The organism is Dactylosporangium maewongense (assembly GCF_039531485.1).
GTDB lineage: Bacteria > Actinomycetota > Actinomycetes > Mycobacteriales > Micromonosporaceae > Dactylosporangium > Dactylosporangium maewongense.
In genome coordinates this window covers 157,130-180,813 of sequence record NZ_BAAAQD010000007.1, presented here as the reverse complement: position 1 = coordinate 180,813, position 23,684 = coordinate 157,130, and the positions used below count along the sequence as shown (strand labels likewise).

Here is a 23,684-nt window from a genome sequence, read left to right as displayed (position 1 = left end):
GGGGGTGGGGTGGGTGCTGGGTGTCATCGGTGGCGTCGGTCCGGTCGCCACGATCGAGTTCTACCGGTTGCTCGTCGCCGAGGTGCAGGCCCGCACCGGGGCCTGGCCGGACCTGCTCATCCACAGCCAGCCGCTGCCGGCGCGGCTGGTCGGGGCGGTCCTTGACGGCACGCTCACCGCGGCGGAGACCGCGGAGATCGACGCGCTGCTCACCACGGCCCTCGACACGCTCGAGCGGGCCGGCTGCGACCTCGTCGCGATGCCCTGCAACACGTTCCACCGCCAGCTGCGCCCGCTGCTCGCCGGGCGGCACCTGAAGCTCGTCGACATGGTCAGCGAGACCATCGACGCGGCCGCCGCCCGCGGGCTGCGCCGGCTCGTGCTGCTCGCCACCGGCACCAGCGTCGACCACGAGGCCTACGCGGCGGCCCGGCTGCGCGGCATCGAGATCCTGCGCCCCGCCGACCAGTCGCACGTCGTGTCGCTCGTCACGCGGTGCGTCGGCGGGGCGTTCGACGCCGCGGCCGTGCACGAGGCGCTCGCCGCCGGCAACGTCGCGGGCGCCGACGGGGTGCTGCTCGGCTGCACCGACCTGACCGTCCTGCGCGACGACCTGTCCCGCGTCGCGCCGGTCGTGGACAGCCTCAGCTGCCTCGTCTCCGCCTGCGCCGACGCGCTGACCGCCTGATGCGGGCGCTCGCGGTCTGCCTCGGGTTCTTCCTGGTCATGCTCGACAGCACGATCGTGACCGTCGCGCTGCCCTCCATCGGCGGCGGCACCGCGACCCTGCAGTGGGTCGTCGACGCCTACACGGTCGTCTTCGCCGCGCTCGTCCTCGCCGGTGGGTCGTTCGCCGACCGGTTCGGGGCGCGCCGCTCCTACCACGGCGGCATGACGATCTTCGCGCTCGGCTCCGTCATGTGCGCCTGCACCACCGGCGGCGCCTGGCTGATCGCCGGCCGGGTGGTCCAGGGTGTCGGCGCGGCCGTGCTCATGCCCAGCTCGCTCGCGCTCATCCGGTCCACGTACCCCGAGCCGGCCCGGCAGGCCCGCGTCATCGGCCTGTGGGGCGGCCTCGCCGGCGTCGCGGCCGCGGCCGGTCCCCTGCTCGGCGGCGCGCTGCTCGCCGTCGCCGGCTGGCCCGCGCTGTTCCTGCTCAACGTGCCCTTCGCCGTGCTCGTGCTCTGCATCGGCCGTGGCCTGGTCGACCCGCCGCGCCACGCCGGTGCGCGGGTCGACGTCCGCGGCGTGGTCACGTCGACCTGCGGCCTCGCGCTGCTGGTCGCCGGCTGCATCGCCGCCCACCCGCCGCTGATCGCCGCCGGCGCGCTGGTCCTCGGCCTGTTCGTGCTGCTCCAGTACCGCGCGAGCAAGGCTCTCGCCGAGGCTCCCGCAACCGGGGGCCGCCGGCGCCCCGCCCCGATGCTGCGGCCCGACCTGCTGCGCCACCGCGCCCTGCGCGCCACCGTGGTCACGGGGTTCGCCCTGAACTTCGCCTTCTACGGCCAGTTCTTCCTGGTGACGCTGTACCTGCAGGAGCACCGCCACCTGTCGCCCCTGCTCACGGGCGTCGCCCTCGCGGTGCAGGCGGCCGGCGCCGTGGTCGGCTCCCCGTTCGGCGGCTGGTCCAGCCACCGCTACGACCCCCGCGCGACGATGCTGGTCGGCCTCCTCACCGGCGCCGCCGGGTTCGCCGCCCTGGGCGCGTGCGCCGCCGGCCCGCTCCCGGCGGTGCTCGCCGCGCTCTTCGTCGTCGGCTTCGGCATCGACACCGCCATGACCGCCGCCACGTCCCTGACCCTGCAGGCCGCCCCCGACGGTCACGCGGGCGTCGCCAGCGGCCTGCTCAACACGATGCGGCAGGTGGGCAGCGCCCTGGGCGTCGCGGTCCTGGGCGCCGTCGGCGCCTTCCCCACCGCGATGCTCATCGCCACGGGCACCTACCTTGCCGCCGCGCTCCTGGTCGCCCTCCGCGCCGGCCCCACCCGCCCGGCCGCCGATCCGGCAGGCACACCCGTCACCGCCGGCGGCCGCGCCGGGCGATGACCGCCGGTGCCTAGTCGCGACGCCTGGAGGACCTGGTGCGGCCGGTCGCGACGATCATCCCGTCGGCGTGGGACATGTCCGACTCGACGGGGATGACGCGCAGGGAGGTGGTCAGCGGGGAGAGGCAGCCGTGGACGTCGGACTCGTCGACGGGGACGGCGGGGAAGCGGCGGCCGGCGACCTCGTAGCCGGAGGAGCGCCTCATGAACGCGGCGACGAACGGGGCATCGGGGCGCAGCGCACCGACGAAGCGCTGGATCGCGAGCTCGAACTCGGCCGGGTCGGAGGAGATCGAGCAGGCGACGAAGAACATCGTGCCGAGGTCGAAGCGGTGGCGCGGCAGGGTGAAGACGCTGCCGGGCTGGATCTTCGCGGCGGCGAACTTCGCGCGCGGGTCGGTCCGCCGGTACGCCGGGGACTCCAGGAACACGTCCCAGAAGGCGTCCCAGCCGCGGTCGAGGCCGGTGCGCTGGTGCTCGGCGAGCCACGCGAGGTTGGCCGGGGAGTACTCCCGCAGGGTGAGCGACCGGCTGAACGGCATCATCGAGAGCGCCGGATACAGGTTGGTGCCGGTGCCGAGATCCAGCGCCCGGCCGCCGCTGACCCCGGCACGCGAGAAGAAGTCACGGGTGATGCCCATGATCTGCCGGTCGTCGTCGCGGACGAACTTGTAGTGCTGGTTGCGGTACTCCTCCGCGTCGAAGGACCGCCAGTCAGCCTGACCGTTGCGGGCACACTCGAGGACAGCAGCGCCGTTCATTGTTCGAAGACCTCCGGATGGCGAACGGCGAGCCGCGGGGACACCTAGCAGGTATAGCGTGTCACACGCGCTCAAGCAATCATCGCCAACGCTACTGCCGCTCATCCGTACGGCGGAGCGGAATGGGCGGCAGGTCGTGGGGTGAGATCTCCGGCAGCCCGGTCAGGACCTGCCCGATGACCTCGCGAAACGCGCCGTCGGGGTGATGCCGGGCGTGCCGGTCGAGCAGCGCCCGGGTCTCCGGCTGCGCGCCGAAGCGGTGACCGAGCGCACGGACCGACTTCTCCTTGACGGTCCAGTCGGGGTCGTCCAGGTGCTCGACGAACCAGGCGTGGATCTGCGGGCTCGTCTCGGGCAGCTCGGCCAGGACGGTGCCGACCACGCGGCACAGCTCGGTGTCGGCCGGGTGGGCCGCGGACAGCGCGATGAGCCGCGCGGGCAGGTCCGGCTCGGCGCCGAGGAGGCGTCCGAGGACCCGCGCGGCGCCGCCGTTGACCGGGGCGGCGTCGTCGAGCCGGACCAGCAGCCGGTCCCGGACCTGCGCCTCCAGCGCGGGACCGCCGCCGGTGCGGCGCAGCAGGATCTCGGCGGCGGTCTCGATCACGTCGGCGTCGGAGTCGGTGGAGATCCGCTCCAGCAGCGCGTCCCGCGTGTCGTCGCGGTCGCCGAACCGGTCGCCGAGCAGCTCCACCGCCGTGCGGCGCAGCTTCGCGTTGGCGTTGCGGTCGCCGGTGCGCTTCACGAGGATCCGGGCGACCCGCGGGCCGGCGCCCTGATACGCGCCCATCGCCTCGGCCGCGATCCGCACCACGTCGCCGTCGAGGTCGGCGCGGATCCGGTCGCCGAGCGCGTCGCGGGCGTCCGGGTCGTCCAGGTGCGCGGCGAGGATCTCCGCCGCCGCCCGGCGGACCAGCTCGCTGTGGTCGTCGGCGACCCGCTCGACGATCAGCCTGCGCGCCTGCGGCCCGAGCGACCAGCGCCGCCCGAGGGCGGTGACGATCGCCAGCCGTACACCGGCGTCCGTGTCGAAACGGGCCCGCTCGGTCAGCTTCGTGCGCAGGTCCGCGTCGAGCGCGATGCGGTGCAGCAGGACGCCGACCGCGATCCGGCGGACCTCCGCCTCCGGGTCGTTGAGCTTGCGCTGCATGGCGATGGCGACCTTGCCGTCGGTCGAGGCGATCCCGGCGAGGGCGTGCGCGGCGGCGATCCGGACGGCGGGGACCGCGTCGCTCATCTCGTCGCGCAGCGCCCCGGCGACGACCTCCTCGCCGATGAACCGGGCGCCGAGGATCTCCGCGGCGGCGAGGCGCACCGCGGGGTCGGGGTTGCCGCGGGCGGGCAGCCGAGCCAGGGCCGCGTCGCGCACCTGAGCGGCCGCCTCCGGATCGCCGGCGCCGCGGTCCGTGGCGAGGAGGTCGTCGGCGAGCGCTTCGGCGGCGGCGCGGAAGACCCCGGCGTCGGGGTCGGTGCGGACGTAGCCGAGCAGGATGTCGCGCGTGTTCGCGCACTCGGCGAGGACCTCGATCGCGGCCCGCCGGACCGCGGGCCCGGCGCCGGCCGCCAGCCGCTGCACGACGTCGTCGCGCACCAGGTCGCCCGCGTGGTGGTGCTCGACGAGCGCCTGCGCGGCCAGCTTGACGACCTGCGGGTCGGTGTCGACCCGCAGCCGCCGCCGCAGCGCCGCGACCAGGTCGTCGCTGGTGCCGCAGCGCCAGCCGACCAGCTCCACGGCCGCCTGCCGGGCCGGGACGTGGTCGTCGCCGGTGCACACCATGACGGTCCGCAGGGTCGCCGGGTCGGTGGCGCAGGCGGGGCGCAGCGCACGGATCGCGGTCGTGCGGATCCCGCCGGAGCGGTCGTCGCGGGCCAGCCGGTTGAGCGCGGCGACCGCGGCGGGGTCGTCGCCGAAGTGCTCCCCGAGCGCCTGGACCGCGGCGACGCGCACCTGGCCGTACGGTCCGGAGCCGGCCCGCTCGATCAGCATCCCCCGGACCCGTCCGGCCTCGGGGTAGGACGCGTTGACCCGCTCCGGCAGCCGGCAGCGGCGGGCGAGCTCGGCGAGGCCGGCGACGGCCGCGTGCGACGCGCGGCTGTCGCGGACCGGGTCGAGCTCCTCGGTGAAGAGCCGCTCGACGTCGTCCTCGGGCTCGGCGAGGATCGCCGCGATCCGGGCCGCGTATTCGGTGACGGGGCTGCACAGCAGGTGGGAGCCGCGGCGGCGGTACCAGGCGAAGAAGCTCCGGCGGCCGGGCCAGTCGGGTCCGATGGTGCGCACGGCCGGCAGGATCGCGTCCTCGATCAGCTGGGCGGTGTCGCGGTCGTTGATCGACACGCAGTGCTCCAGCAGCAGGACGACCCGGTCGAGCAGCACCGCGGCCGCCTGCTCGACCGCGGCGCGGCTGCGCAGCTCGGCGAGGCACTGCACGGCCAGCGCGATGTTCCACGGCGGGTTGGGGAACTCCTGCGGCGGCCACTGCGGGTCGGCGTCGGTGACGAGCATGTCGACGATCTGCTCGACGCCGGCCTCGGGCAGCACGCTCGCGACCAGCCGCAGCACCTCGTGCCAGGACGTGTCCGGCCAGTGCCGGCGGAACAGGTCCGCGACGTCGTCGAACGTGAGCAGCCCGGTCTTGAACCGGTGGCGGATCTCCGCCGCGCAGAAGAAGTCGAGGAACGTGCGGTGCGCGAAGCCGTACAGGTCGGGGCCGTAACGGCTGAGGATGAAGTTGCGCATGTGGAGGCGGTCGATGATGCGGTCGGCGGCGGCGCTGGCGTCGGCCCGGTCGAGACCGAACCGCTCGACGAGGTGCCGCACGAAGACGGCCCGCAGCTCGTCGCCGTGGATGTAGTTGACGGCGGTGGAGCTGTCGAACTGCATCTCCCACGCCAGGCGGCGCAGCATCGCCTTCTTCTCGTCGGCGTTGACGTCCACCCGGTTGCCGGGCGCGGTGCCCGGCGCCGCCGCGGTGTCGCCCTGGCCGAGCTGCCGGTTGACGTCCCACCGGTCGACGAGCACGCCGGCGGCGTGGTTGTAGAGGTTCCACCGCTCGCGGGGCAGCGCCTTGTGCCGGCTGATGATCGCCAGGATGGTCAGCAGCAGCGGGTTGCCGGCCAGCTCCCGGATCGCCGAGGTGAGCCGGAGCGTCTCCAGCAGCCGCAGGCGCCGGATGCCGGCGCTCTCGTCGTCGGACATCGTGTGGCGGTACCAGCGGGCGAGGAAATCCTGGATCTGCTCGTCGCCGAGGTCCTGCAGGGTGAAGTGGGCGAAGCCCGCGTCGGTCAGCACCTTGCGGACATAGCCGATGACGCGCGACGTGACGAGGACCCGCACCGACGGGAACTCCTCGACGAAGGCGGCGATCCGGGCGGTCACGGCGGTGCGCTGGTTGCGGTCGAAGATCTCGTCGAGCCCGTCGAAGATGAACAGCGCCCGGCCGTTGTCGGCGAGGTACTGCCGCAGCACCGCCTCGGGCAGCCCGAGCCCGTCGCGGGCGGCCTGGTGCGCGAGATACTCCACGAAGCTCTCGCACTCGCCGCTGACCAGCATCGCGCTGTACGAGCGCAGCTCGACGACGAACGGCAGCACGTCGGTGAGCGCGGACAGCCGCTCGTCGCGCCGGGCGCGGCTGAGCACGAGCATCAGGTAGTTGGTCACGGTCGACTTGCCGGACCCGGGGTCGCCGAGGAGCACGACCTTGCGGTGCTCGGTGTCGGACAGGACGTCGAACAGCCGCTGCCACGGCTTGGCGAGGTAGAGCTCGCGGAGGTGGTCGGCCTCGCTGGCGTCGATGTGCTCGGGCAGCTCGCCGGGCTTGATCTGCCCTTCGGTCTGCATCCGGCGCAGCCAGTCGCGCGGCAGCTCCACCGGTGGCGGCGGCTCCTCCCGCACGAGCTGCTCCACGAACACGTCGGCGACGGTGACCTCGATGTCGTCGGGGTGGTCGGGCAGCGCGAGCGCGCTCAGGTCGAGCCGGCGCCGCTGGTCGCGGACCCTGGCCCGGTACTGCGCGACGTGGTCCGGCGGGTCGCCCCCGGCCGTGCCGGCCCGCAGCCGGGCCAGCTCGTTGGTGACCGCGGTGCCGACCTTCGCGGCGAGGTCGTCGGGGGTGGTGAACATGCTGCACAGCCGGCCGTCCGGCCCGGCCAGCTCGGCCCGCAGCGTCATGATCCGCTCGCGGGGGCGGCCCTCGTCCATAACGTTCGGCGGCCAGGGGTGCGCCGGCTCCAGCAGGAAGATCAGTCGCGGGATGCCGAGCGTGACGGCGTGGCGGTACTCCAGCTCGGTGATCGACGCGTTGTGCGAGGGCACCTCCGCGCCATACCGCCAGGCGTAGATGCCGACGAAGATCTGGCACTTCTCGACGTCGCGGAGGCAGTAGTCGAGGGAGGTCTCGTCGGCGGCGACGTAGTCCTCCATCGCGTGCGGCACGACGTGCAGGCCGCGCAGGACCGTGAGCACCGCCTGGCGGTGCGCCTTCAGGTCGACGAAGCTGGAAGACACATAGACGTCGGTCACCGTGTTGACGACTCCAGCGCCGTCACCAACTCCACCGTTTCCAGGGCGCAACCCCACGAAAGACTCACGCCTCCGCCACCGTGCCCGTAATTGTGCACGACGTGGCAGCGCCCAAGATTGACATGCTCCAATCGTACCTGCCTGCGGAAAGGCCGGACGCCGACCCGCACCTCGCGGATCACGGCGCCGGCGAGCCGCGGCTCCACCGTCGCGCACCGGCGCAGAATCTCCCGCGCCGCCCGCGGATCCGGCTCGGTGTCGGCCCGTCCGGGATATGCGGTGCCGCCCAGCACGACATGGTCGCCCTGCGGCACGAAATAGGTCAGATCGGGGTCCTCGCTGTCGACCTCGATGAAGAACTCGTCCAGTCCGGGATTGTCCACGATCACCACCTCCCCGCGCGCGCCGCTGAGCTCGTCGTCCCGGGTGAGGCGGCCGGCGGCGTGCCCGGTGCAGTTCACCACGATGCCGGCCTCGTCGCCGAGGTCCTCGAGGGCCGGCACGTCCCGCAGCCAGAACACCCCGCCCGCCTTGTGCAGCCGGTCGTAGAGGTAGGTCAGGTAGACGGGCATGTCGACGACGGGGATGCGGTACCGCCAGCCCATGGTGAACCCGGGGCGCAGCTCGTCCGGCCCGCACGCCCGGACGCCGGGCAGCCAGGCGAGGTAGGGGCTCGGGTCCTGCGGCGTCCTGCACGCCTCGACGCCGTCCATCAGCTCCACGCCCGTGGTCGGGTCGGCGGCGAGCGAGGTGAGCGTCTTCAATGTGCTTTTTCCCCACCGCTCCACGCATTCGTGCTCCACCAGATGCGGCCCCCACAGTGCGCCCGCGGCGCATGACGTCGTTTGTGAGGGATGGTCCCGGCTCACGATGACGACGGACATTCCGCGCTCCGCCAGCAGAACGGCGGTGGTCAGTCCCGTGACGCCCGCCCCGACCACCACGACGTCCGCCCCTGAACTGGTCACCCGTTGAGAATAAGGCCCAAGAGATAGACGACCATGATCAGAGCTGGGAAAAACGAGATATCCGCACGATGTCCTGTCCGGATGCGCGGGACTCATGGCTCTGCGGGCCACAGCCAACCGCTAGAGTAGCTGCACAGCGGGGCGTCGCGAACCCCCGCAGGCGTGAACCATCGGAGGAATGATGCTCACCTTTGGTGAGGTGCATACCGGACTCCTCCAGAACTCCACGCCGCTCGCGCGCGACAGCACCGTCCGGCTGCTGGACACCGCCCCCGGTTCGCGGGTCATCCAGTCGGAGCGGCCGATCGCCTATGCCGTCTCGCCGGACCGCCTGATCGGCGTGGACTGCGCGCTGCCGTCCAGCAGCGGGGCGAGGGTCCGCGCGGTCGGCACCGTCGTCTCGCACGCCGCCGTCACCGGCGGGCACGTGCTGCAGGGGTCGGCGCACACGTCGGTGACCCCCAGCGCGGAGAACCGGCGGATGCAGTGGCCGCACTACCTGGCCCGGCCGGCGCGGCTGGAGACGATCGGCAAGGTGAAGGCCGGCGACGTCCGCGACGGCTACCTGCGGCACGAGCGCAGCGCCGACCGGCTCGACATGGCGGGCATCGCCGGGCACACGATGGACGCCGTCCAGGGCTCGGCGCAGCTGGACCACCGCTCGCCCTTCCGGGCCCGCCGCACCCACCTGCGGTGGGTCTTCGAGCCGACCGCGGGGCACGAGGGGCTCAAGGTGGAGTTCACCGTGCAGTCCGAGACGCTGCGCACGCTCACCCTCGCCGGCAGCGGCGACTGCTCCCCGTCGGTGGTCGAGCTGTGCGAGGACCTCGCCCTGCACGACTGGCTGCTCACCACGCTGCTGTCGATCGCCGAGTCGGCGCTGACCCGCTCGACGGCCAGCACCCAGCGCGTCCGGCGCCTCCAGCCGGCGGTGGAATACCTGGTGCCGCTGTGGATGCCGGCGGCCCGCCTGGACGGCGAGGTGCTGCCGGTGTGGGAGTCGCTCGACCGCCGGCCCGGCTTCACCCGCCAGTGGGACCTGTCGGTCGGCCGGGTCCGCGACCAGATCACCCTCGCGATGATCGAGCTGCTGCGGATGACGTCGGCGGTCACCGGGACGCACACCTGACCCGCTACCCGCGGGGTGCTGCAGACGAACTGGCGGCTCAGCGAGCTGACCTTCCCGAACTGGGAAACGGCGGAGCGGGACGAGGTGGCCGCCGCCGTGGCGCTCGGGCAGGTGTGCTGGGTCATCGCGTGGTTGCAGCAGTGCGCGCAGGAGCGGCTACAGACCGACCTTGCGGACCCGGCGAGCCGCCAGATCGGCATCGCGCTGAGTCAGGGCAGGCAGCAGATCGTGCAGTTCGTCGACCCGGACCCGCCGAAGTTCTTCCGGGTGGAGGGTGACCCGCGGGCCGTACGGGTTCAGCGACCCCCGCGCCGTGCTGCTGTGGCTGTCGGCGCTCTGCGAGTTCGGCGGCGGTCACGCGGGCGTCGGCATGTACATCCTGTGCGAGGTGCTGACCGGCGAGAAGTTCTTCGGCAATTACTGGGACGACGCCTGCATCTTCACCGAGATCGAGCGGCGGATCGGGCCGCCCGGGAACGGTCCACCACCGTCGAAGGCTGGTGTTCGCGTGTGGCGGTCTCGGGACGATCAGCCTCGACCTGGCGACCACCGTCATCGCCGGGCTGCGCAGCCGCAACTTCCTGCCGCCTGCCGGGTGGGAATCGGACGCGAACTCCTCCACCGAGAAGAAGCGGATCGCCGCCGCGATCGCGGAGTTGGGCTACACCCGGGCGTTGGAACCAGCGACGACGGCGGCGCACCACCGGCGCAGCGGGTTCGCCACATGGGTCTTCCAGCCCGCGTCGACCGGCCGGTTCCCGGCGAAGGCGCCCCGTCCCTCGCGGTCGGTACTCAGCTCAGGCACCTCGACGGGTCGATCGGAGGGCGCTACTCGCACGTCACGACGGAGATGATCGCCCGCCTGCTGGAGGGTCTGACCGCCCGGTGGGGAGGAAGCCCTCGACGCCCGCCGGGGGATGCACCCGCGTTCACCGGTCCGCGTGCTGGACCGGTTGCTCCAGGAGAATGACCAAGATCGTCTCCTAAGATTCTCCCAGGAGGGTCAATGACAAGCAAAAGGACCGGCTCCCGATGGGATATACCGGTCCTCTACCTGCGCAGTCGCGGTGGGCGATACTGGGATCGAACCAGTGACCTCTTCGGTGTGAACGAAGCGCGCTCCCGCTGCGCCAATCGCCCGTGACGTTTGTGCACTCTACCTGATCCACCCCGTCCGTCGCATCTTTGGGGGGCGGGTGGGGTGTGTCAGCGGATGCGGGCGGGGTTGATTTCGCGGGAAGGGTGGCGGCGGAGGTACTCGCCTTCGAGTTCGGTGGTGCGGCGGGTGTGGTTGGCCAGGGCGCTGTCGGGGCCGTGGCGGAGGGCGTCGTGGCGGGTGCCGTGCAGGCTGGCCAGCTCGCGGAGCAGCGCCTCCTCGGTCAGGGCGCCTGGGGAGACGCCCTGCACGATGTCGTCGGTGGGCATGTGGCGACGTGTACCCAGCGGGCGGCGGGCTACACGAGGGTGAGGCTGAAGTCGTCCGCGTAGTAGGAGGGCTGGCCGTACCAGCCGTGCACGAAGACCGTCACGGAGGTGGTGGTGGCGCCGGTGGTGAAGGTGACGGACAGCGGGGCGTAGGTGTTGCCGGTGCCGGGGGTCCAGGTGCTGACGTTCACGCCGGTGCCGGTTGCGCCGATGTACACGTAGCTGCCCTGGACGTAGCCGGTGAGCCGGTAGGTGCGGTTCGGCTGGACCGTGACGGTCTGCTGGCACTGTGCCGTGTCGCCCGCGGTGACGGCGCCGGCGAGGGCGCGGGTGCCGGAGCGGACGGGGCTGGTGACCACGGAGCAGCGGCTGCCCGTCCACGGCGCGAGGGATCCGGTCTCGAAGCCGCCGTTGGCCAGTACACCGGCGGGCGGCGACGACACGGAGGCCGACGGCGACGGCGAGCGCGACGCGGACGGGGACGCCGACGGAGAGGCTGACGGAGAGGCTGACGGCGAGCGGGACGCGGACGGGGAGACGGTGGGCGAGGCGGACGGCAGCGTGGACCACGGCACCTGCGGCGACCGGTAGTAGTTGATCCCCTGCACGGTCCAGCGCGGGCCCTGCGCGCCGAGGCGCACCTTGAACGTGTCCCAGTTGCGCGCGGACTGCGGCGACCACGCGAGCTCCGCCAGGGCGGGCATGCGCGGGAACGCCATGAACTCGATGTCGGCGAGGGTGCGCAGCGTCTCGCTCCACAGTGGAGCCTCGACGCCGAGGATCGAGGCGGCCGGGACGCCGGGGAGGTAGGTGCCGGGGTCCCAGTTGTAGGCGGTCTGCACCTCGATCAGGCCGGCCCAGGTCAGGCCGAGCGGCGTCGCGTTGGTGTACTTCATGTCGAGGTAGGTCTTGTTCGCCGGGGAGAGCAGGATCTTGTCGCCCTTGCTGACGGCGGAGCTGAGGTCGGCGTCGGAGGTGCCGGTGCCCCAGAACTGCGCGACGCGGCCGGCGGTGTGGTCCGCCTGGCCGATCTGGTGCCAGCCGACGACGGTCTTGTTGAGCGCGCCGGCGAAGGGCTGGACGCGGTTCATGAACGTGCGGTAGTCAGCTTCGCTGGTGCTGTGCGCCTCGTCGCCGCCGAGGTGCAGGTACGGGCCGGGGGTCAGGGCGGCGAGCTCGTTCAGGACCTGCTGCACGAAGGTGTAGGTGACCTCCTTCGAGACGCAGAAGGAGCTGAAGCCGACCTCGGTGCCGGTGTAGAGCGCGGGCGCGACGCCGTTGCAGTTGAGCTCCGCGTAGGAGGCGAGCGCCGCGTTGGTGTGCCCCGGCATGTCGATCTCGGGCACGATCGTGATGTGCCGGGCGGCGGCGTAGGCGACGAGGTCGGTGTACTGGGCCTTGGTGTAGTAGCCGCCGGCGCCGCCGCCGACCTGGGTGCTGCCGCCGACGGTCGCCAGGCGCGGCCACGCGTCCACGACGATGCGCCAGCCCTGGTCGTCGCTGAGGTGCAGGTGCAGCACGTTCAGCTTGTACTGGGCGATCTCGTCGATGTACCGCTTGACGGTGTCGACGCCGAAGAAGTGCCGGGACACGTCGAGCATCGCGCCGCGGTAGGCGTAGCGCGGCCGGTCGATGATCCGTCCGCCGGCGACGGTCCACGGCCCGCTCTGCACGGTCCGTGCCTCGACGGTGGGCGGCAGCAGCTGACGGAGGGTCTGGACGCCGTGGTACAGGCCGGCCGGCGTCTGCGCGCGGATGGTGAGCAGCGACGCGGTCACGTCGAGCTGGTAGCCCTCCGTGCCGACGCTGGCGTCCGCGCCGGACAGCAGCAGCGCGATGCCGCTCGACGGCGTGCCGCTGCCCGTGGTGACCGGCAGCGCGTAGCCGGTCGAGGGGCGCAGCAGGGCGGCGAGGGCGTTGCCGGCGTCGAGCGATTCGGTCTGGATGCCGGTCCCCGAGCCGAGCGTGAACGTGACGCCGCTGGCGGGCTGGACGGACGCGGGCGCGGGCACCACGTCCTGGAGGCTCACCACGGCGGCGTCCGCGGGTGGCGCCGCGATGGTCCAGACGGCCCCCACGGTGACGGTCGCGAGGGCGAGTGCGGCGGCGAGCAGGGCGGGACGTTGCACGGCGTCCTCCAACAGGGAAACTCATTGTAAAGTTTCCTGTTAATTGATGGCCTCCTCTGCCCGACTGTCAAGGGCTCCCAGGACCGGCTCATCGCAGCAGCGCCGCGAGCAGGTCGGCCCCGAGCGCCGCGGTGGCGGTGAGGTCGAGGGTGTGCCGCACGTACCGGCCGCGGCGCGTGGTCTGCAGCAGCCCCGCCTTCTTCAGCACGGCCAGGTGCCGGGACACCTCGGGCGGCGTCAGGTGCCAGGCCTCGGCCAGCTCGCCGGTGGTGTGCGGCCCGCGCGCCAGGGTCCGGCACAGCCGCTGCCGCACCGGGTGCGCGAGCGCGTCCAGCCGGCGCCGCACGAGGTCCATCGACAGCGGCCGCCCCTGGGAGGCCGCCGGGTATTGGACCACCGGCCGCCATCCCGGCGCGTGCACGGTGAGCAGGTGCGGCCGGCCGTACACCGACGGGATGAACGTGACGCCGTCGCCGGTGGCGCTCGTCGAGCTGTCCTGCAGCTTGTCGATCCGGATCCTGGTGCCGCCGGGCCCGGTGTCGAGGGTGACCGCCGGCGACACCGCGGTGAGGGCCGCCTCGATGCCGTGCCGCGCGAACAGGTCGGCCTTGTGCCGCGCGTCGGCGGCGAGCTGGTGCTCGACCTGCCGCCACGCGTCGAGGAAGAACGCCTCCGCGCACGCTTCCAGCAGCTCCCGTACTGCGGCCCGCACCGCCGACGGGTCGGCCAGCAGCCGCTCCGCGAACGCCGCCTGCCGCGGACCCCGCGCCAGGGCCAGCTCCAGTGCCCGGTCGAGGTCGAGGTCGCGGGGCAGCCGGGGCGAGCCGCAGCTCATGACGAGGGCCGCCGCCACGTACGTCTCGTCGGGGATCGCGTCGACCGCGTCGAGCTCCGCCGGCAGGGTCGGGCGGGGCCGGCCGGGCACGAGGAAGTCCGCGCGCGAGGACCGCCACAGGAACTCGGCCTCCAGGAGCCGGTCGGCGAGCGCCGGCTTCAGCCCGGCGAGGGTCGCGCCCGCCCACGCCTGCAGCGCCGGGTGGTGGGCCGGCTCGGCGAGGACGTGCAGCATCGAGGTGAGCTCCGCGAGCGGCGACGGCGCGAACACGCACCGCTCCGCGGGCATCCCGGTGATGTCGATCGTCAACGCCACACCCCAATCGTGCCAGCGCCCGGCGAGCGCGTGGTGACGCTTGACGGGTCCCGTCAACCCGCGTGATCGCGCCGGGTCGCGCGCCGCACCGTTGCCGCCATGCGATTCGGTTCCCGGTATGCGGCCGCGCTCGCCGTCGACGCGCTCGGCGCGGGTCTCCTGCGGCCCTTTCTCGTGGTGTACGGCCTGAGCGTGCTGCACCTTTCCGCCACCGCCACCGGTCTGGCCCTGTCCGCGGGGCTCCTCGCGGGCCTGATCGCCGTGCCGCTCACCGGCCGGTGGATCGACGCCGGGGGCGGCCCGTTCCGCAGCCGGGTCCTGCCGGTCGTCGCCACCCTGGCCGTCCGGGTCGCCGGCGTCGGCGTGCTGCTCGCCGCGCACGGCGTGGCCGCGTTCTCGGTCGCGTCACTGCTGCTCGGGATCGGCAACCAGGTCTGGCCGCAGGCGCACGCCGCGCTCGTCGCCACCCTGGCCGCGCCCGGGCCGGCCGACGCGCCCCTGGCGGCGGCCCGGTCGCTGCGCAACGCGGGCCTCGGCGCGGGCGCGCTGCTGGCGGCGCTCGCCGTCGCCGGCGGGCCGGACGTGCTGCGCCTGCTGGCCGCCGGCACCGCGGCCGGCTACGGGGTCGCGGCCGTGCTGGTGTGCACCGTCGTGGTGCCCCCCGCCCCGCTCGCGCGCACCGGGCGGACCAGGGAGGGCCGGGTGCCGGGCATGGCGGTGCTGGTGTGGGCGAACCTGCCGTTCGCGCTGTGCTTCGCGGTCCTGGAGGTGGCGCTCCCGGTCGTGCTCACCGAGCAGCTCGGCGCGTCCCCGGCGTGGTCGGCGATCCTGTTCGCCGGCAACACCGTCCTGGTCGTGGCGCTGCAGGTGCACCTGGTGGTCCGCCTCCGTCACCTGTCGAGGCGGGCCGTGCTGGCCGCGTCCGGTGTCGTGCTCGCCGCGTCGTACCTGGGCTTCTGGGCGTGCGGCGCGGCCGGTGCGCCGCTCGCCGCCCTGTGTGCGGTCGCCGTCGCGTACACCTTGGGCGAGATCCTCTACGCGGGCAGCGGCACCGCGCTCGTCACCGCGGCCGCGCCCCCGCACCGCCTCGGCCACGCCCTCGGGCAGTGGCAGCTGTCCACCGGACTCGCCAACGCCGCGGCGCCGGCGCTGCTGCTGGCCCTGCTCGACGCCGGCCCCGGAGTGCTCTGGCCGGTGCTGGCCGGCACGACCCTCCTGGGCGCCGCGGCGATCCACCGGCGGGCCCCTGAGGTGGCCCCTGAAGTGGCGCCGGCGGCGGCGCCGAGGCCTGTCCCGGCGGTTCGCTGAAACCGGAACGGCATTCACGTCCGACGTTCCGCCACAATTGGGAGGAACGGTAGGCCAGGACTTGCGGGCGCCAATAGACTGCGACTCTCACGAGTGCGGTGCCGACGGCGCGCCGCCGAACAGATGGTGGTGCGGTCGATGAGGGTCCATCCGCGTCAGGAGCTGTTGTCGATCTGGAAGGCCGTGGTCCGCAATTCCCTGAGAAACAAGACCTGGGAATGGGGCGGGCGCGACGGGCGCAACTCGATCAGCGACGCGGAGCAACTGCTGTGCCTCCTGCTGCCGGCGACCCAGGTCGACACGTTCCGGCTGGAGCGGCCCGACGAGACCAGCGAGGCGATGATCACCGCCCTGCGGCCGATGGGCGGCGCGACGGATATCGCGCCCTACCTGATCGGGCTGCTCCGGGAGTACTTCACCACCTATTCCGACAAGGAGACCGGCACGCCGGTCTTCGCCGGTGGCAGCTACTTCAAGACCCGGCCCGGCGTCGAGGTCACCAAGGACCAGGTGGAGCTGTCGATCGTCGACTCGTATTCGACGTCGATGACACTGTCACTGGCCACATTGGGATTTGTGACGGTCTATGAGCCGGAGACCCAGCGCGAGCAGGTGAGGGCCGACCTCCAGGATCTCAAGGCGCGCGCCCAGGTCCGCCTCAGCGCGGCGATGATCGGGCTGCTGCGCAGCTTCACCGTCAACGTCTTCACCGCCGACGACGAGGAAGGCCGGATCCTCTACGGCACGATCAACCAGAGCGGGTTACCGGCCCGGGCCGTCGTCTCCCAGCTGCGGCGGGAGCTGCGCGAGACGATCGCGAGTTTCAGCAACGTGACGATCGGCTCCGGCAACGCGCCGGAGGACCTCGCCCAGTCCGACCGGCTCTTCGAGTGTGGCTGGTCGTGGGGCGTCGTGGCCAACGCGCCGGTCATCGAGACCGTCGAGGACGTGGGCCGCCAGCCCGACGGGATCGCGATCGACAAGCCCTACCTGTACTTCACCGTCACCGCCCTCGACGCGATCGAGGACCTGCAGTCCGAACGCACGCGCATCCTGAACCTGCTCAACGAGGAGCAGCTGCGGCTCGCGCAGGCGTTGCAGCTGCGGTACGACCTGACCCGGTCCTACTGGGCGGCCGTGGCGACGTTCGGCACCGGCCGGTGGCCGGTCGAGGACATCCCGTGGCGCACGGTGGACGACGTGGAGTCCGTCTACTTCACCCTGCTGGTCACCTCCCTCGCCGTGAAGGGTCTCGCCCGCGAACGCGGCTCCGACACGGAGCTGAGCCGGATCGGCGACGTGCTGATCAACCTGGCCGAGCGGGCCCGGCTGATCACCCGTCCGCTCAAGGACGACCCGATGCTGCTGCTGCACGTGCCGGGCGTGCTGCTCAACCTGGAGGGCACCGAGACGGTCGGCCCGCCGCTGCACTGGCCGATCACCGAGTTCGCCGCGCTGCTCATGCAGCGCACGCACGCGATCGCCGGCCTGCTCGGCGAGGCGCAGAAGCGGTCGGAGCTGATCGACCTCGCCGACCGGGTGTGGGACCACCTCGGGCGGCGCAGGATCAACGACGCGCCGGGCCAGGGCCTGTGGGACCAGCCGAGTTCGGCCTTCGGTGGGATCGACACGCACTACGATCTGCCCTCGTGGTACTACACCGTCCGCGTGGTGCAGGCGCTCGTCGCCGCCGCGAAGACGGTGGTCCGGCCGACGCTGCGCAGCGACGCGCTGCACAGCCTGGCGCTCGACCTTCTGAATGAGGCGGACCACTTGTTCGACAAGGAACTGCTGGCCGGGTCGATCGACGGCCGTGGACCGCTGAGCCGGGAGCTCCAGCGGGTCCGCGCCGACCTGCTGCGCGCCCGGGAGCTGGTGTCGTCGCGGCCGGGCACCTCCACGGCGCTGACGATCGAGGCGCTGCAGAAGCTCGACCAGCTCGAGAACGCCCGCAAGAACGTCTCCGAGGACTGACGCATGCTGGTCTTCGCGGCGTCGGACAAGGGTGGCACGGGCCGGTCGGTCACCAGCAGCAATCTCGTCTACCGCAGCGCCCTGGCGGGCAACGACGTGTGCTACCTCGACTTCGACTTCGGCTCGCCGACCACGGGCGCCATCTTCCAGATCAACTCGATCCTGCGCGGCACCAGCCGCGGCGGGCTGCACTCCTACCTGGACGGCTCGCGGCCCAGCCCGGAGCGGCTGGACGTGTGGGCCGAGTCCGACCGCAAGAGCCTGCGGCAGCGGCCGGCGCAAGCGGGCCGGATGGTGCTGTTCCCCGGCGACCGCGGCAAGGGCGAGTTCCCGATCGACAAGGACATCGTCGACCGCTGCGTCAAGCTCTTCCTCCAGGTGGAGGAGGAGTTCGACCTGGCGCTGATCGACCTGAGCTCGGGCCGCTCCTACGCCACGGAGATGGTCCTCGCCGCGACCGCCCGGCCGGAGCTGCAGAACGTCGGGCAGCGGTGGCTGATCTTCCACCGGTGGACCCGGCAGCACGTGCTCGCGGCGGCCAACCTCGTGTACGGCGAGGGCGGCATTCTCGCGGTCGGCAAGCACTACGAGCACAAGCCGGAGCACCTCACCAATTCGCTGCGATTCGTCCGGACGGCGGTGGTCAATCCCGACGGGCCCGAGGAATCGGCGAACCTGGAGGGGCTGCGGCCGGCGCAGGCGTCGTGGCTGAAAGAGGTACATCAGGATCTGCTGGAATTGGCCAACCAGCAGAAGGTCGGTCGGACATTGACGCTTGGCGAAGTCCCGCTCGATCCCGTGCTACAGTGGCGGGAACAGCTTATTTCGGACAACGACGTTTCAGACCGCATGATCGCGAATGCGGCGACCGTGGACGCATTCGAGCTGCTCGCGGAAAAGATCATGATCGACTCCGCTTGGGGGACGCCATGAGCGTATCTGAGGTGGTGTTCCGGGAGTCGGTCGCGCAGCGTGAGGTCGCGTCGATCCCGCTGTCCCACGTCTCGATCGAGCTGGGCCACCTCTACGCCGAGCAGTTCAACGGCGGCGACATCGACGCGATGCGCCGGCATTTCGCCGAGATCGCGCCCTGGGTCGAGGCGGCGCGGCAGTCCGCCGCCCGCCGGGCCGGCCGCACCCGCCCCCGGATCAGCACCTGCTTCCTCGTCGACGACTACTTCACCCGCTTCAGCACGCCGGCCGAGCTGATCCCGCTGCTGGTCAAGGCCGCGGCCGAGGCGGGCCTGACGATCGACTACCTGGCCCGCGAGTCCGGCTGCGCGACCACCGACCGCGGCATCCCGCTGGCGGACATGCTGGTCTCCCGGATCGTCGACGACCCGCCGCCGCTCACCAACGGCTGGCGGCCGCCGTCGTCGGAGTCCGGCTGGCTGTGCAACGGGGTGCGCTCGCCGCAGTCGGTGCCCACGGCGATGAACGGTGCCGCGAAGTGGCAGAAGCCGCAGGAGAACGCGGCCAACCGGCACTCGATCTTCCTCGACGTGGAGCTGTGGAGCGACGAGCCCGGCGGCCGGCTCTGGTCGTGCCCGCTGCTCGCCGCGGTCTGGCAGCTGCTGCGCCTCGGCATGCTGCGGTACCAGAGCGAGGACCCGGCCAGGCCGGCACGGTGGCACGGCGACCTGCCCGCCGAGTGGGAGCAGCTGCCGGCGATCGTCAGGCTCAACGAGCAGGCCGACCCGTTCAGCGCGTACCAGACCTATTCGATCCTGAGCGGCCGCTTCGTGCCGGTCGAGACGGCGGTGCGCACGATCCTCGGCCAGACCTCCGTCGAGGCGGCGGTCCTGGAGCAGCTGGCCACCCGCGCCCGCGCCGAGGGCATCGAGCTGCCGGCCACGCTCATCGAGCGGATCAGGTACGCGTTCCCGTAAACCGCATACCAGCGGCGGGATCGCCTGGGCCGCGTCGCCGGCGAGGGACTCGAACAGCACCGACCGGCCGCGCCGCTCCAACAGATGCGTCAGCAACGCCAGCTGCCCAAGCAACACACGGCGCGGATGCGCCGTCGGTAGCCTACGGCCATGGCGACGATCGAAGAACTGGCTCGGCGGTTGGAGCGAGTGGAGGCTGAGCTCGCCTTGCGCCGGTTAGCGCACGACTACTGCATCGGCGCGGATCACCGAGACATGCCACGGTGGGCGTCGGTCTGGACCGCCGATGCCGTATGGGAGACCGGCCCTGACCGGACCTTCATCGGACTCGACGCCATCTGCGCGGCGGTGCAGTCTCAATGGAACACCTTCCCGATCATGCAGCACGCCACCGCCAATCATGTAGTGACCATCGACGGCGGTTCGGCAACTGGCCGATGCGACGTCGTCGTCCTGGTCCAGCTACCCGACCGTCGCTGGATCGCCGGTGGTGGCACCTATGACGATGAATACCACTACGACGATGGACTCTGGCGCATCGCGCACCGGCGGGTGGTCCGCCCCTTCGACCTCGCACCGTTGCCGCCAGCCGAAGGACCCGGCGAGGTCAACGAAATCCCCGACTGACATCACAGCAGGGATGTCGGGCAAGCTACGGCACAGGCCAGGGACACCCAGTGCCGAGTTCTGTCGAGCCCACGCTGGCATGCCGAGACATCGTGTCGGGCTGTCCGTTGTCGCGTCTCAGGACGTGCGTGACAGATCAGTCTCGGAACGTGGGTGACACGTCCGGCTAGACGATCTTGCGTGGGTCACGGTACCCGGAGGCGGCGACGGTTTCCAGGTGGTGGGACCTCCTTCAGAAACTAGGCGGCTTCGGCGGAGGCTCACGGCGCGCGTAGGGTCCCGGGTGTGCGCGAGCTCATCGATCCCCGAAGCGACAGCGTGCGAGTCTTTCTGCGCCGCTGGTACGGAGCGACCACAGCCGGTCGACCGGCGATCGCGCTGGAGTCTGACCTGATCCCGCGGGAGCTTGTCGACTGGCACGATGCGGTCGCCTCGACCGGAGTTGCGGTCATGTTTCATAACCGCCCCGTTGAGCTGTCCAGACTCGTTTGATCCGACGACGGAATGATGACCTTCTGGATGGAGAACCAGGGCAGCTACTACTGGGCCGTCGATCCGGACGATGAACAGCCGGCCGTGTTCGTGACCGGTTATCCCACCGAGGACCCGTGGCAGGCGACCGGGGAGACGCTGAGGCGGTTCCTGCTGCACTGCACGATCGACGAGGCCATGCTCGGTGCTGCGGCCCGGTTCGTGGTCATGGTCCCGAGGCGGGTTGCCCAGAGCTACCTATCGAACTGGTTCGTGCCTCTAGGCTTTCCTCACCTGGCCAACCAAGACCCATCGACACAGCTTCTGTGTAGTCAAGATGCGCTGGCACAGATGTGTCCGCCGCCGGTGGGATACAGCATCCCGGGCGACGAGATCCAGATGTTGTCCGTCGCGGCGGCCAACCCCGACGACCTTCACAAGTACGAGGCAGACTTGCGGGATTACCTGTTCACGGTGCCCCACCAACCGCCCGTCGAGGTCGACGGGCTCCTTCCGTTCTAAGATTCGATCATCGCTTGCGGCGCGGTGGTTCGGTGGTTCGGGTTTACGAACCTTGAATCGGGCGATCGGCCGAGTGGTGCAGGCGGCCTCGGTGAGTAGTTCGTCGCCGTCGTAGACCCGGAACGTGTAGTCGTCGGACTCGACCGTGACGGTGCGGCCGGCGTGGACCATCCCGACGTGGACGCGTTGCCGGGCGATGGTGAGGGAACCTCGGGAGCTGACCCGCCGCTGGACGCGGACGGGTTCGGCCGCTGGGGTCGGTGGTGGCCTGGCGGGGCGGGCGTCGCGGATGCGGACCTGTTCGGCGGGGGTGAGCGGGTTGGGCAGGTTGCGCAGCAGGACGCCGTCGGCGATCAGCTGCAGCAGGCCGCCGTCGAGACGCACGGTCAGCCGGCGGCCGGCGAAGTGGTAGCCGACGGGGTGTTGGCGGCCGGCGAGGCCGATCAGACCGGTGGCGTTGACGGTGCGGTAGACCTCGATCGCCCGGGGGTGGCTCCGAGCCCTCCCGGTCGGACCTTTGTCGCGGAGGCGACGACGACCTGTGTGCTGGTCAGGGTGAACGGGCACTCTTACGATGATCGCCGGTCGGGGCAGTGGCTGAGGGAAGGCAACCGTATGGGCGCGTGGGGCATAGGTCCGTTCCAGAACGACAGCGCGTTGGACTGGCGCAACGATCTGGAGCATTGCACCCCGCACGAGCGCGGCGGACTCATCCGTCGCACGTTCACCGCCGTGCTCAAGCAGGGTGACTCGTACCTTGACAGCGACTTCGCAGTCGAGGCCATCGCGGCAGCCGCAATTCTCGCGTCGCAACTGCCTGGCGGACCGACGACGGCGTCGTTGGGTGCCGACTTCATCACCGCAGATGGCGGGTTCGACGTACCGACCGATCTTCCGCCCCTCGCATTGCGCGCATTGGACCGAGTCGTCGCCGAGAACTCCGAGTGGCGCTCGCTCTGGGAAGAGAACAGCCGTTTCGAGGAACTCGTCGGCGTGCTTGCACCAATCCGGTCCGTCCTTGAGCGTGCCGGTCACTGACTCGGACGTTCCTCGTCGGCCGGCAAGGTGGTGGCGACTCCCAGGCGGTCGTTCGGGTCGCGTCGGCAGATGTCACCCCTGCCCGACTCTGGGAGAAATCTGGGAGACGATCTTGCCCAGTAGGCTGAAGAGGACCCTGGCGAACCAACGCAGGCATACGCCGTGACCTGCGGATTCCCGCATACTCGGAGGCCTGCGGGAGAAGTTGACCTTGTCCACGCCGAAGCGGTCACTGGTTCGATCCCAGTATCGCCCACCGCGACGGACGGCCCCTGCTCAACGGCGGGGGCCGTTTTCGCGTTCGTCGCGTGGTGTCATCCGCGCAGGCTTCGCCTGCTCCCCAGTGGGGGGTTCCCACCCCGCACCCCCCATGCTCGCTGTGCTCGCACTGCCTGCGCTTCGCGCGGCAGGACCGACGCTTCCGCGTGCCATCGTTGGGGTCCAGCTTCCTGGCTCCAGCTCGGCTGGTGACCAGGCAAGCATGTCGGCAGCCACCGACTCGTCCGGCGCCCTGGTGCCAGCGCTTCATCACCTACAACGTGGGCCTACAAGTAGCCCGACAGCGCGAAGGTTGAGATCCTGCTCGGTGACCCCGACAGCACCCATGTCGCCCAGCGAGGCGCCGACGAGGGCATCGGCGACACGACGGCCAGCAAGGCTGGCAAGATCTTTGGCAACTACGTCTCCAGCTTCAACCACGTCCTGTCACACTCGCGCGCGGTCTGGCCCGAGGACTGGCGGCATGCTCGATGCATGGCCCGCATCGAGCACGTCAACGACGCCCAGGCCCCCAAGCCGAACAGCAGCGTGGTCGCCGTAACCGCGTTCGTGCTCGACTACTAGGACCGGGCTCTGCTCATCCACCGCGCCGACAACGATCTAGGGGGCGTCCGCGTCGGGTCGCGCGCGTCGCCAGGCGTCCTCGAATGCCTCGGCACTGATCTGCATCGGGACGTACTGGGGATCGCGTAGGTCGATGGGCGGATTGAACGGCCAATCATCAGTTCGGAGGCAGTCACCGTCGGGGCGTTGCTCGACCGCACGAAGGCGGCGACCATCTGGTCCTAACTCCGCGAGGTGCACGACGCCGTCGTAGTCAGGCGACGCGTCACGGAGATACAACAGACCGCGGTTTGCGAGAACGCCGTAGCCGGGGAGATCTCGATGAGCCAAACGCTGTTCATGAAGGTCAGCCAGCGGGCTGCCGGGCAGTGCATCGAGGTCGACCTCGTCAAGCTCATCGGAGCCCATCCGCTGCACGATCGTGTCGTCGGTGACGACCTCGACCTCGGCGACGGCGTCGAGGATGTCCTCTGGCGACCGCGCCCAGACCCACCACCACAGGCCGCCCATGCCGTAGTCATGGAGAACCAGATACCGGCTCTTGGTTCCGCTGACCCACTCCTTCACGGCGACAGTATGTCCAACACGTCGCCGCGCCGACGTGGGCGGATCATCTCCCAGGTGTAACCCATCGAGCGAAGCCCACCTGTAACCCATCAAGCGGAGTACGACACCGGGACCGGACACCGGCCTCTGACGTTCTGTCTGCGACCTGCCACGTCTTCAAGGCGGACCTGGCGGGCCGCCGCACCCAACCTGGACACGCCGAAGCCCCGGCTTCTCCGTACTGGAGTGAGCCAGGGAGCGCACCTGCGCGGCTGCGTCCACCGCTTCGCCGGCCTGGCACCTTGCGCCCTCGGCGGCATTGAGCAGCGCGGCGGCATGCTCC

19 protein-coding genes and 1 tRNA gene are annotated in these 23,684 nt (G+C 71.3%); 12 read left to right on the top strand and 8 right to left on the bottom strand.

Going from position 1 to position 23,684, the window contains the following annotated elements; genetic code table 11:
* Nucleotides 1-13 precede the first annotated feature (13 nt).
* Nucleotides 14-688, top strand: a complete 675-nt coding sequence (locus ABD332_RS19600; RefSeq protein WP_344503422.1) for an aspartate/glutamate racemase family protein — start codon at nucleotides 14-16, stop codon at nucleotides 686-688.
* Nucleotides 688-2,046: an MFS transporter gene (locus ABD332_RS19595; protein ID WP_344503421.1), complete on the top strand. Its 1,359-nt coding sequence runs from the start codon at nucleotides 688-690 to the stop codon at nucleotides 2,044-2,046. The genes ABD332_RS19600 and ABD332_RS19595 overlap by 1 nt, the downstream gene beginning before the upstream one ends.
* Nucleotides 2,047-2,056: 10 nt before the next feature.
* Here ABD332_RS19595 and ABD332_RS19590 read toward each other — a convergent pair whose 3' ends face one another.
* The 3 genes from ABD332_RS19590 to ABD332_RS19580 form a co-directional block, all read right to left on the bottom strand.
* Nucleotides 2,057-2,806, bottom strand: a complete 750-nt coding sequence (locus ABD332_RS19590; RefSeq protein ID WP_344503420.1) for an SCO2525 family SAM-dependent methyltransferase — start codon at nucleotides 2,804-2,806, stop codon at nucleotides 2,057-2,059.
* 91 nt (nucleotides 2,807-2,897) lie between these two features.
* On the bottom strand, nucleotides 2,898-7,322 hold the full coding sequence (locus ABD332_RS19585; RefSeq protein ID WP_344503419.1) for a HEAT repeat domain-containing protein: 4,425 nt from the start codon (nucleotides 7,320-7,322) through the stop codon (nucleotides 2,898-2,900).
* Nucleotides 7,319-8,290 (bottom strand): FAD-dependent oxidoreductase, encoded by a 972-nt coding sequence (locus ABD332_RS19580; RefSeq protein ID WP_344503418.1) that lies wholly within the window; start codon nucleotides 8,288-8,290, stop codon nucleotides 7,319-7,321. Before ABD332_RS19580 ends, ABD332_RS19585 begins: the two co-directional genes overlap by 4 nt.
* Nucleotides 8,291-8,489: 199 nt before the next feature.
* On the opposite strand from ABD332_RS19580, the gene ABD332_RS19575 reads away from it, so the two are divergent.
* Together ABD332_RS19575 and ABD332_RS19570 are read left to right on the top strand one after the other, a co-directional pair.
* On the top strand, nucleotides 8,490-9,419 hold the full coding sequence (locus ABD332_RS19575) for an SCO2521 family protein (RefSeq protein WP_344503417.1): 930 nt from the start codon (nucleotides 8,490-8,492) through the stop codon (nucleotides 9,417-9,419).
* 313 nt (nucleotides 9,420-9,732) lie between these two features.
* A complete protein-coding gene (locus ABD332_RS19570; RefSeq protein ID WP_344503416.1) occupies nucleotides 9,733-10,389 on the top strand; it encodes a hypothetical protein in 657 nt (218 codons plus the stop codon).
* 98 nt (nucleotides 10,390-10,487) lie between these two features.
* Here the strand turns inward: ABD332_RS19570 and ABD332_RS19565 are convergent.
* From ABD332_RS19565 to ABD332_RS19550, 4 genes are all read right to left on the bottom strand, one after another.
* A tRNA-Val gene (locus ABD332_RS19565) sits at nucleotides 10,488-10,559 on the bottom strand.
* A gap of 66 nt (nucleotides 10,560-10,625) precedes the next feature.
* Entirely contained in the window at nucleotides 10,626-10,844 is a 219-nt protein-coding gene (locus ABD332_RS19560) for a DUF6158 family protein (protein WP_425552243.1), read from the bottom strand.
* A gap of 29 nt (nucleotides 10,845-10,873) precedes the next feature.
* Nucleotides 10,874-12,973, bottom strand: coding sequence for a family 20 glycosylhydrolase (locus ABD332_RS19555; RefSeq protein WP_344503415.1), 2,100 nt, complete (start codon nucleotides 12,971-12,973; stop codon nucleotides 10,874-10,876).
* Between the two features lie 88 nt (nucleotides 12,974-13,061).
* A complete protein-coding gene (locus ABD332_RS19550) occupies nucleotides 13,062-14,123 on the bottom strand; it encodes a DUF5937 family protein (protein WP_344503414.1) in 1,062 nt (353 codons plus the stop codon).
* A 99-nt stretch (nucleotides 14,124-14,222) separates the two neighbouring features.
* On the opposite strand from ABD332_RS19550, the gene ABD332_RS19545 reads away from it, so the two are divergent.
* The 8 genes from ABD332_RS19545 (at nucleotide 14,223) to ABD332_RS19510 (ending at nucleotide 21,952) form a co-directional block, all read left to right on the top strand.
* Nucleotides 14,223-15,431 carry an MFS transporter gene (locus ABD332_RS19545; protein WP_344503413.1) on the top strand — a complete coding sequence of 403 codons (1,209 nt, stop codon included), beginning with the start codon at nucleotides 14,223-14,225 and terminating at the stop codon, nucleotides 15,429-15,431.
* Between the two features lie 138 nt (nucleotides 15,432-15,569).
* Nucleotides 15,570-17,405 (top strand): SCO2524 family protein, encoded by a 1,836-nt coding sequence (locus ABD332_RS19540; protein WP_344503412.1) that lies wholly within the window; start codon nucleotides 15,570-15,572, stop codon nucleotides 17,403-17,405.
* Nucleotides 17,406-17,408: 3 nt separating this feature from the next.
* On the top strand, nucleotides 17,409-18,338 hold the full coding sequence (locus ABD332_RS19535; RefSeq protein WP_344503411.1) for an SCO2523 family variant P-loop protein: 930 nt from the start codon (nucleotides 17,409-17,411) through the stop codon (nucleotides 18,336-18,338).
* Nucleotides 18,335-19,294, top strand: coding sequence for an SCO2522 family protein (locus ABD332_RS19530; protein ID WP_344503410.1), 960 nt, complete (start codon nucleotides 18,335-18,337; stop codon nucleotides 19,292-19,294). The genes ABD332_RS19535 and ABD332_RS19530 overlap by 4 nt, the downstream gene beginning before the upstream one ends.
* Nucleotides 19,295-19,444: 150 nt before the next feature.
* Complete coding sequence (locus ABD332_RS19525; RefSeq protein WP_344503409.1) at nucleotides 19,445-19,921, top strand: nuclear transport factor 2 family protein; 477 nt, start codon at nucleotides 19,445-19,447, stop codon at nucleotides 19,919-19,921.
* A gap of 285 nt (nucleotides 19,922-20,206) precedes the next feature.
* Nucleotides 20,207-20,413 (top strand): hypothetical protein, encoded by a 207-nt coding sequence (locus ABD332_RS19520; protein ID WP_344503408.1) that lies wholly within the window; start codon nucleotides 20,207-20,209, stop codon nucleotides 20,411-20,413.
* Nucleotides 20,414-20,428: 15 nt separating this feature from the next.
* Nucleotides 20,429-20,914 carry a hypothetical protein gene (locus ABD332_RS19515; protein ID WP_344503407.1) on the top strand — a complete coding sequence of 162 codons (486 nt, stop codon included), beginning with the start codon at nucleotides 20,429-20,431 and terminating at the stop codon, nucleotides 20,912-20,914.
* Between the two features lie 162 nt (nucleotides 20,915-21,076).
* Nucleotides 21,077-21,952, top strand: a complete 876-nt coding sequence (locus ABD332_RS19510; protein ID WP_344503406.1) for a DUF4259 domain-containing protein — start codon at nucleotides 21,077-21,079, stop codon at nucleotides 21,950-21,952.
* 879 nt (nucleotides 21,953-22,831) lie between these two features.
* Here ABD332_RS19510 and ABD332_RS19505 read toward each other — a convergent pair.
* The gene (locus tag ABD332_RS19505) at nucleotides 22,832-23,362 is read right to left on the bottom strand and encodes a hypothetical protein (RefSeq protein WP_344503405.1); all 531 of its coding nucleotides are present in this window, start codon (nucleotides 23,360-23,362) and stop codon (nucleotides 22,832-22,834) included.
* Nucleotides 23,363-23,684: the final 322 nt, after the last annotated feature.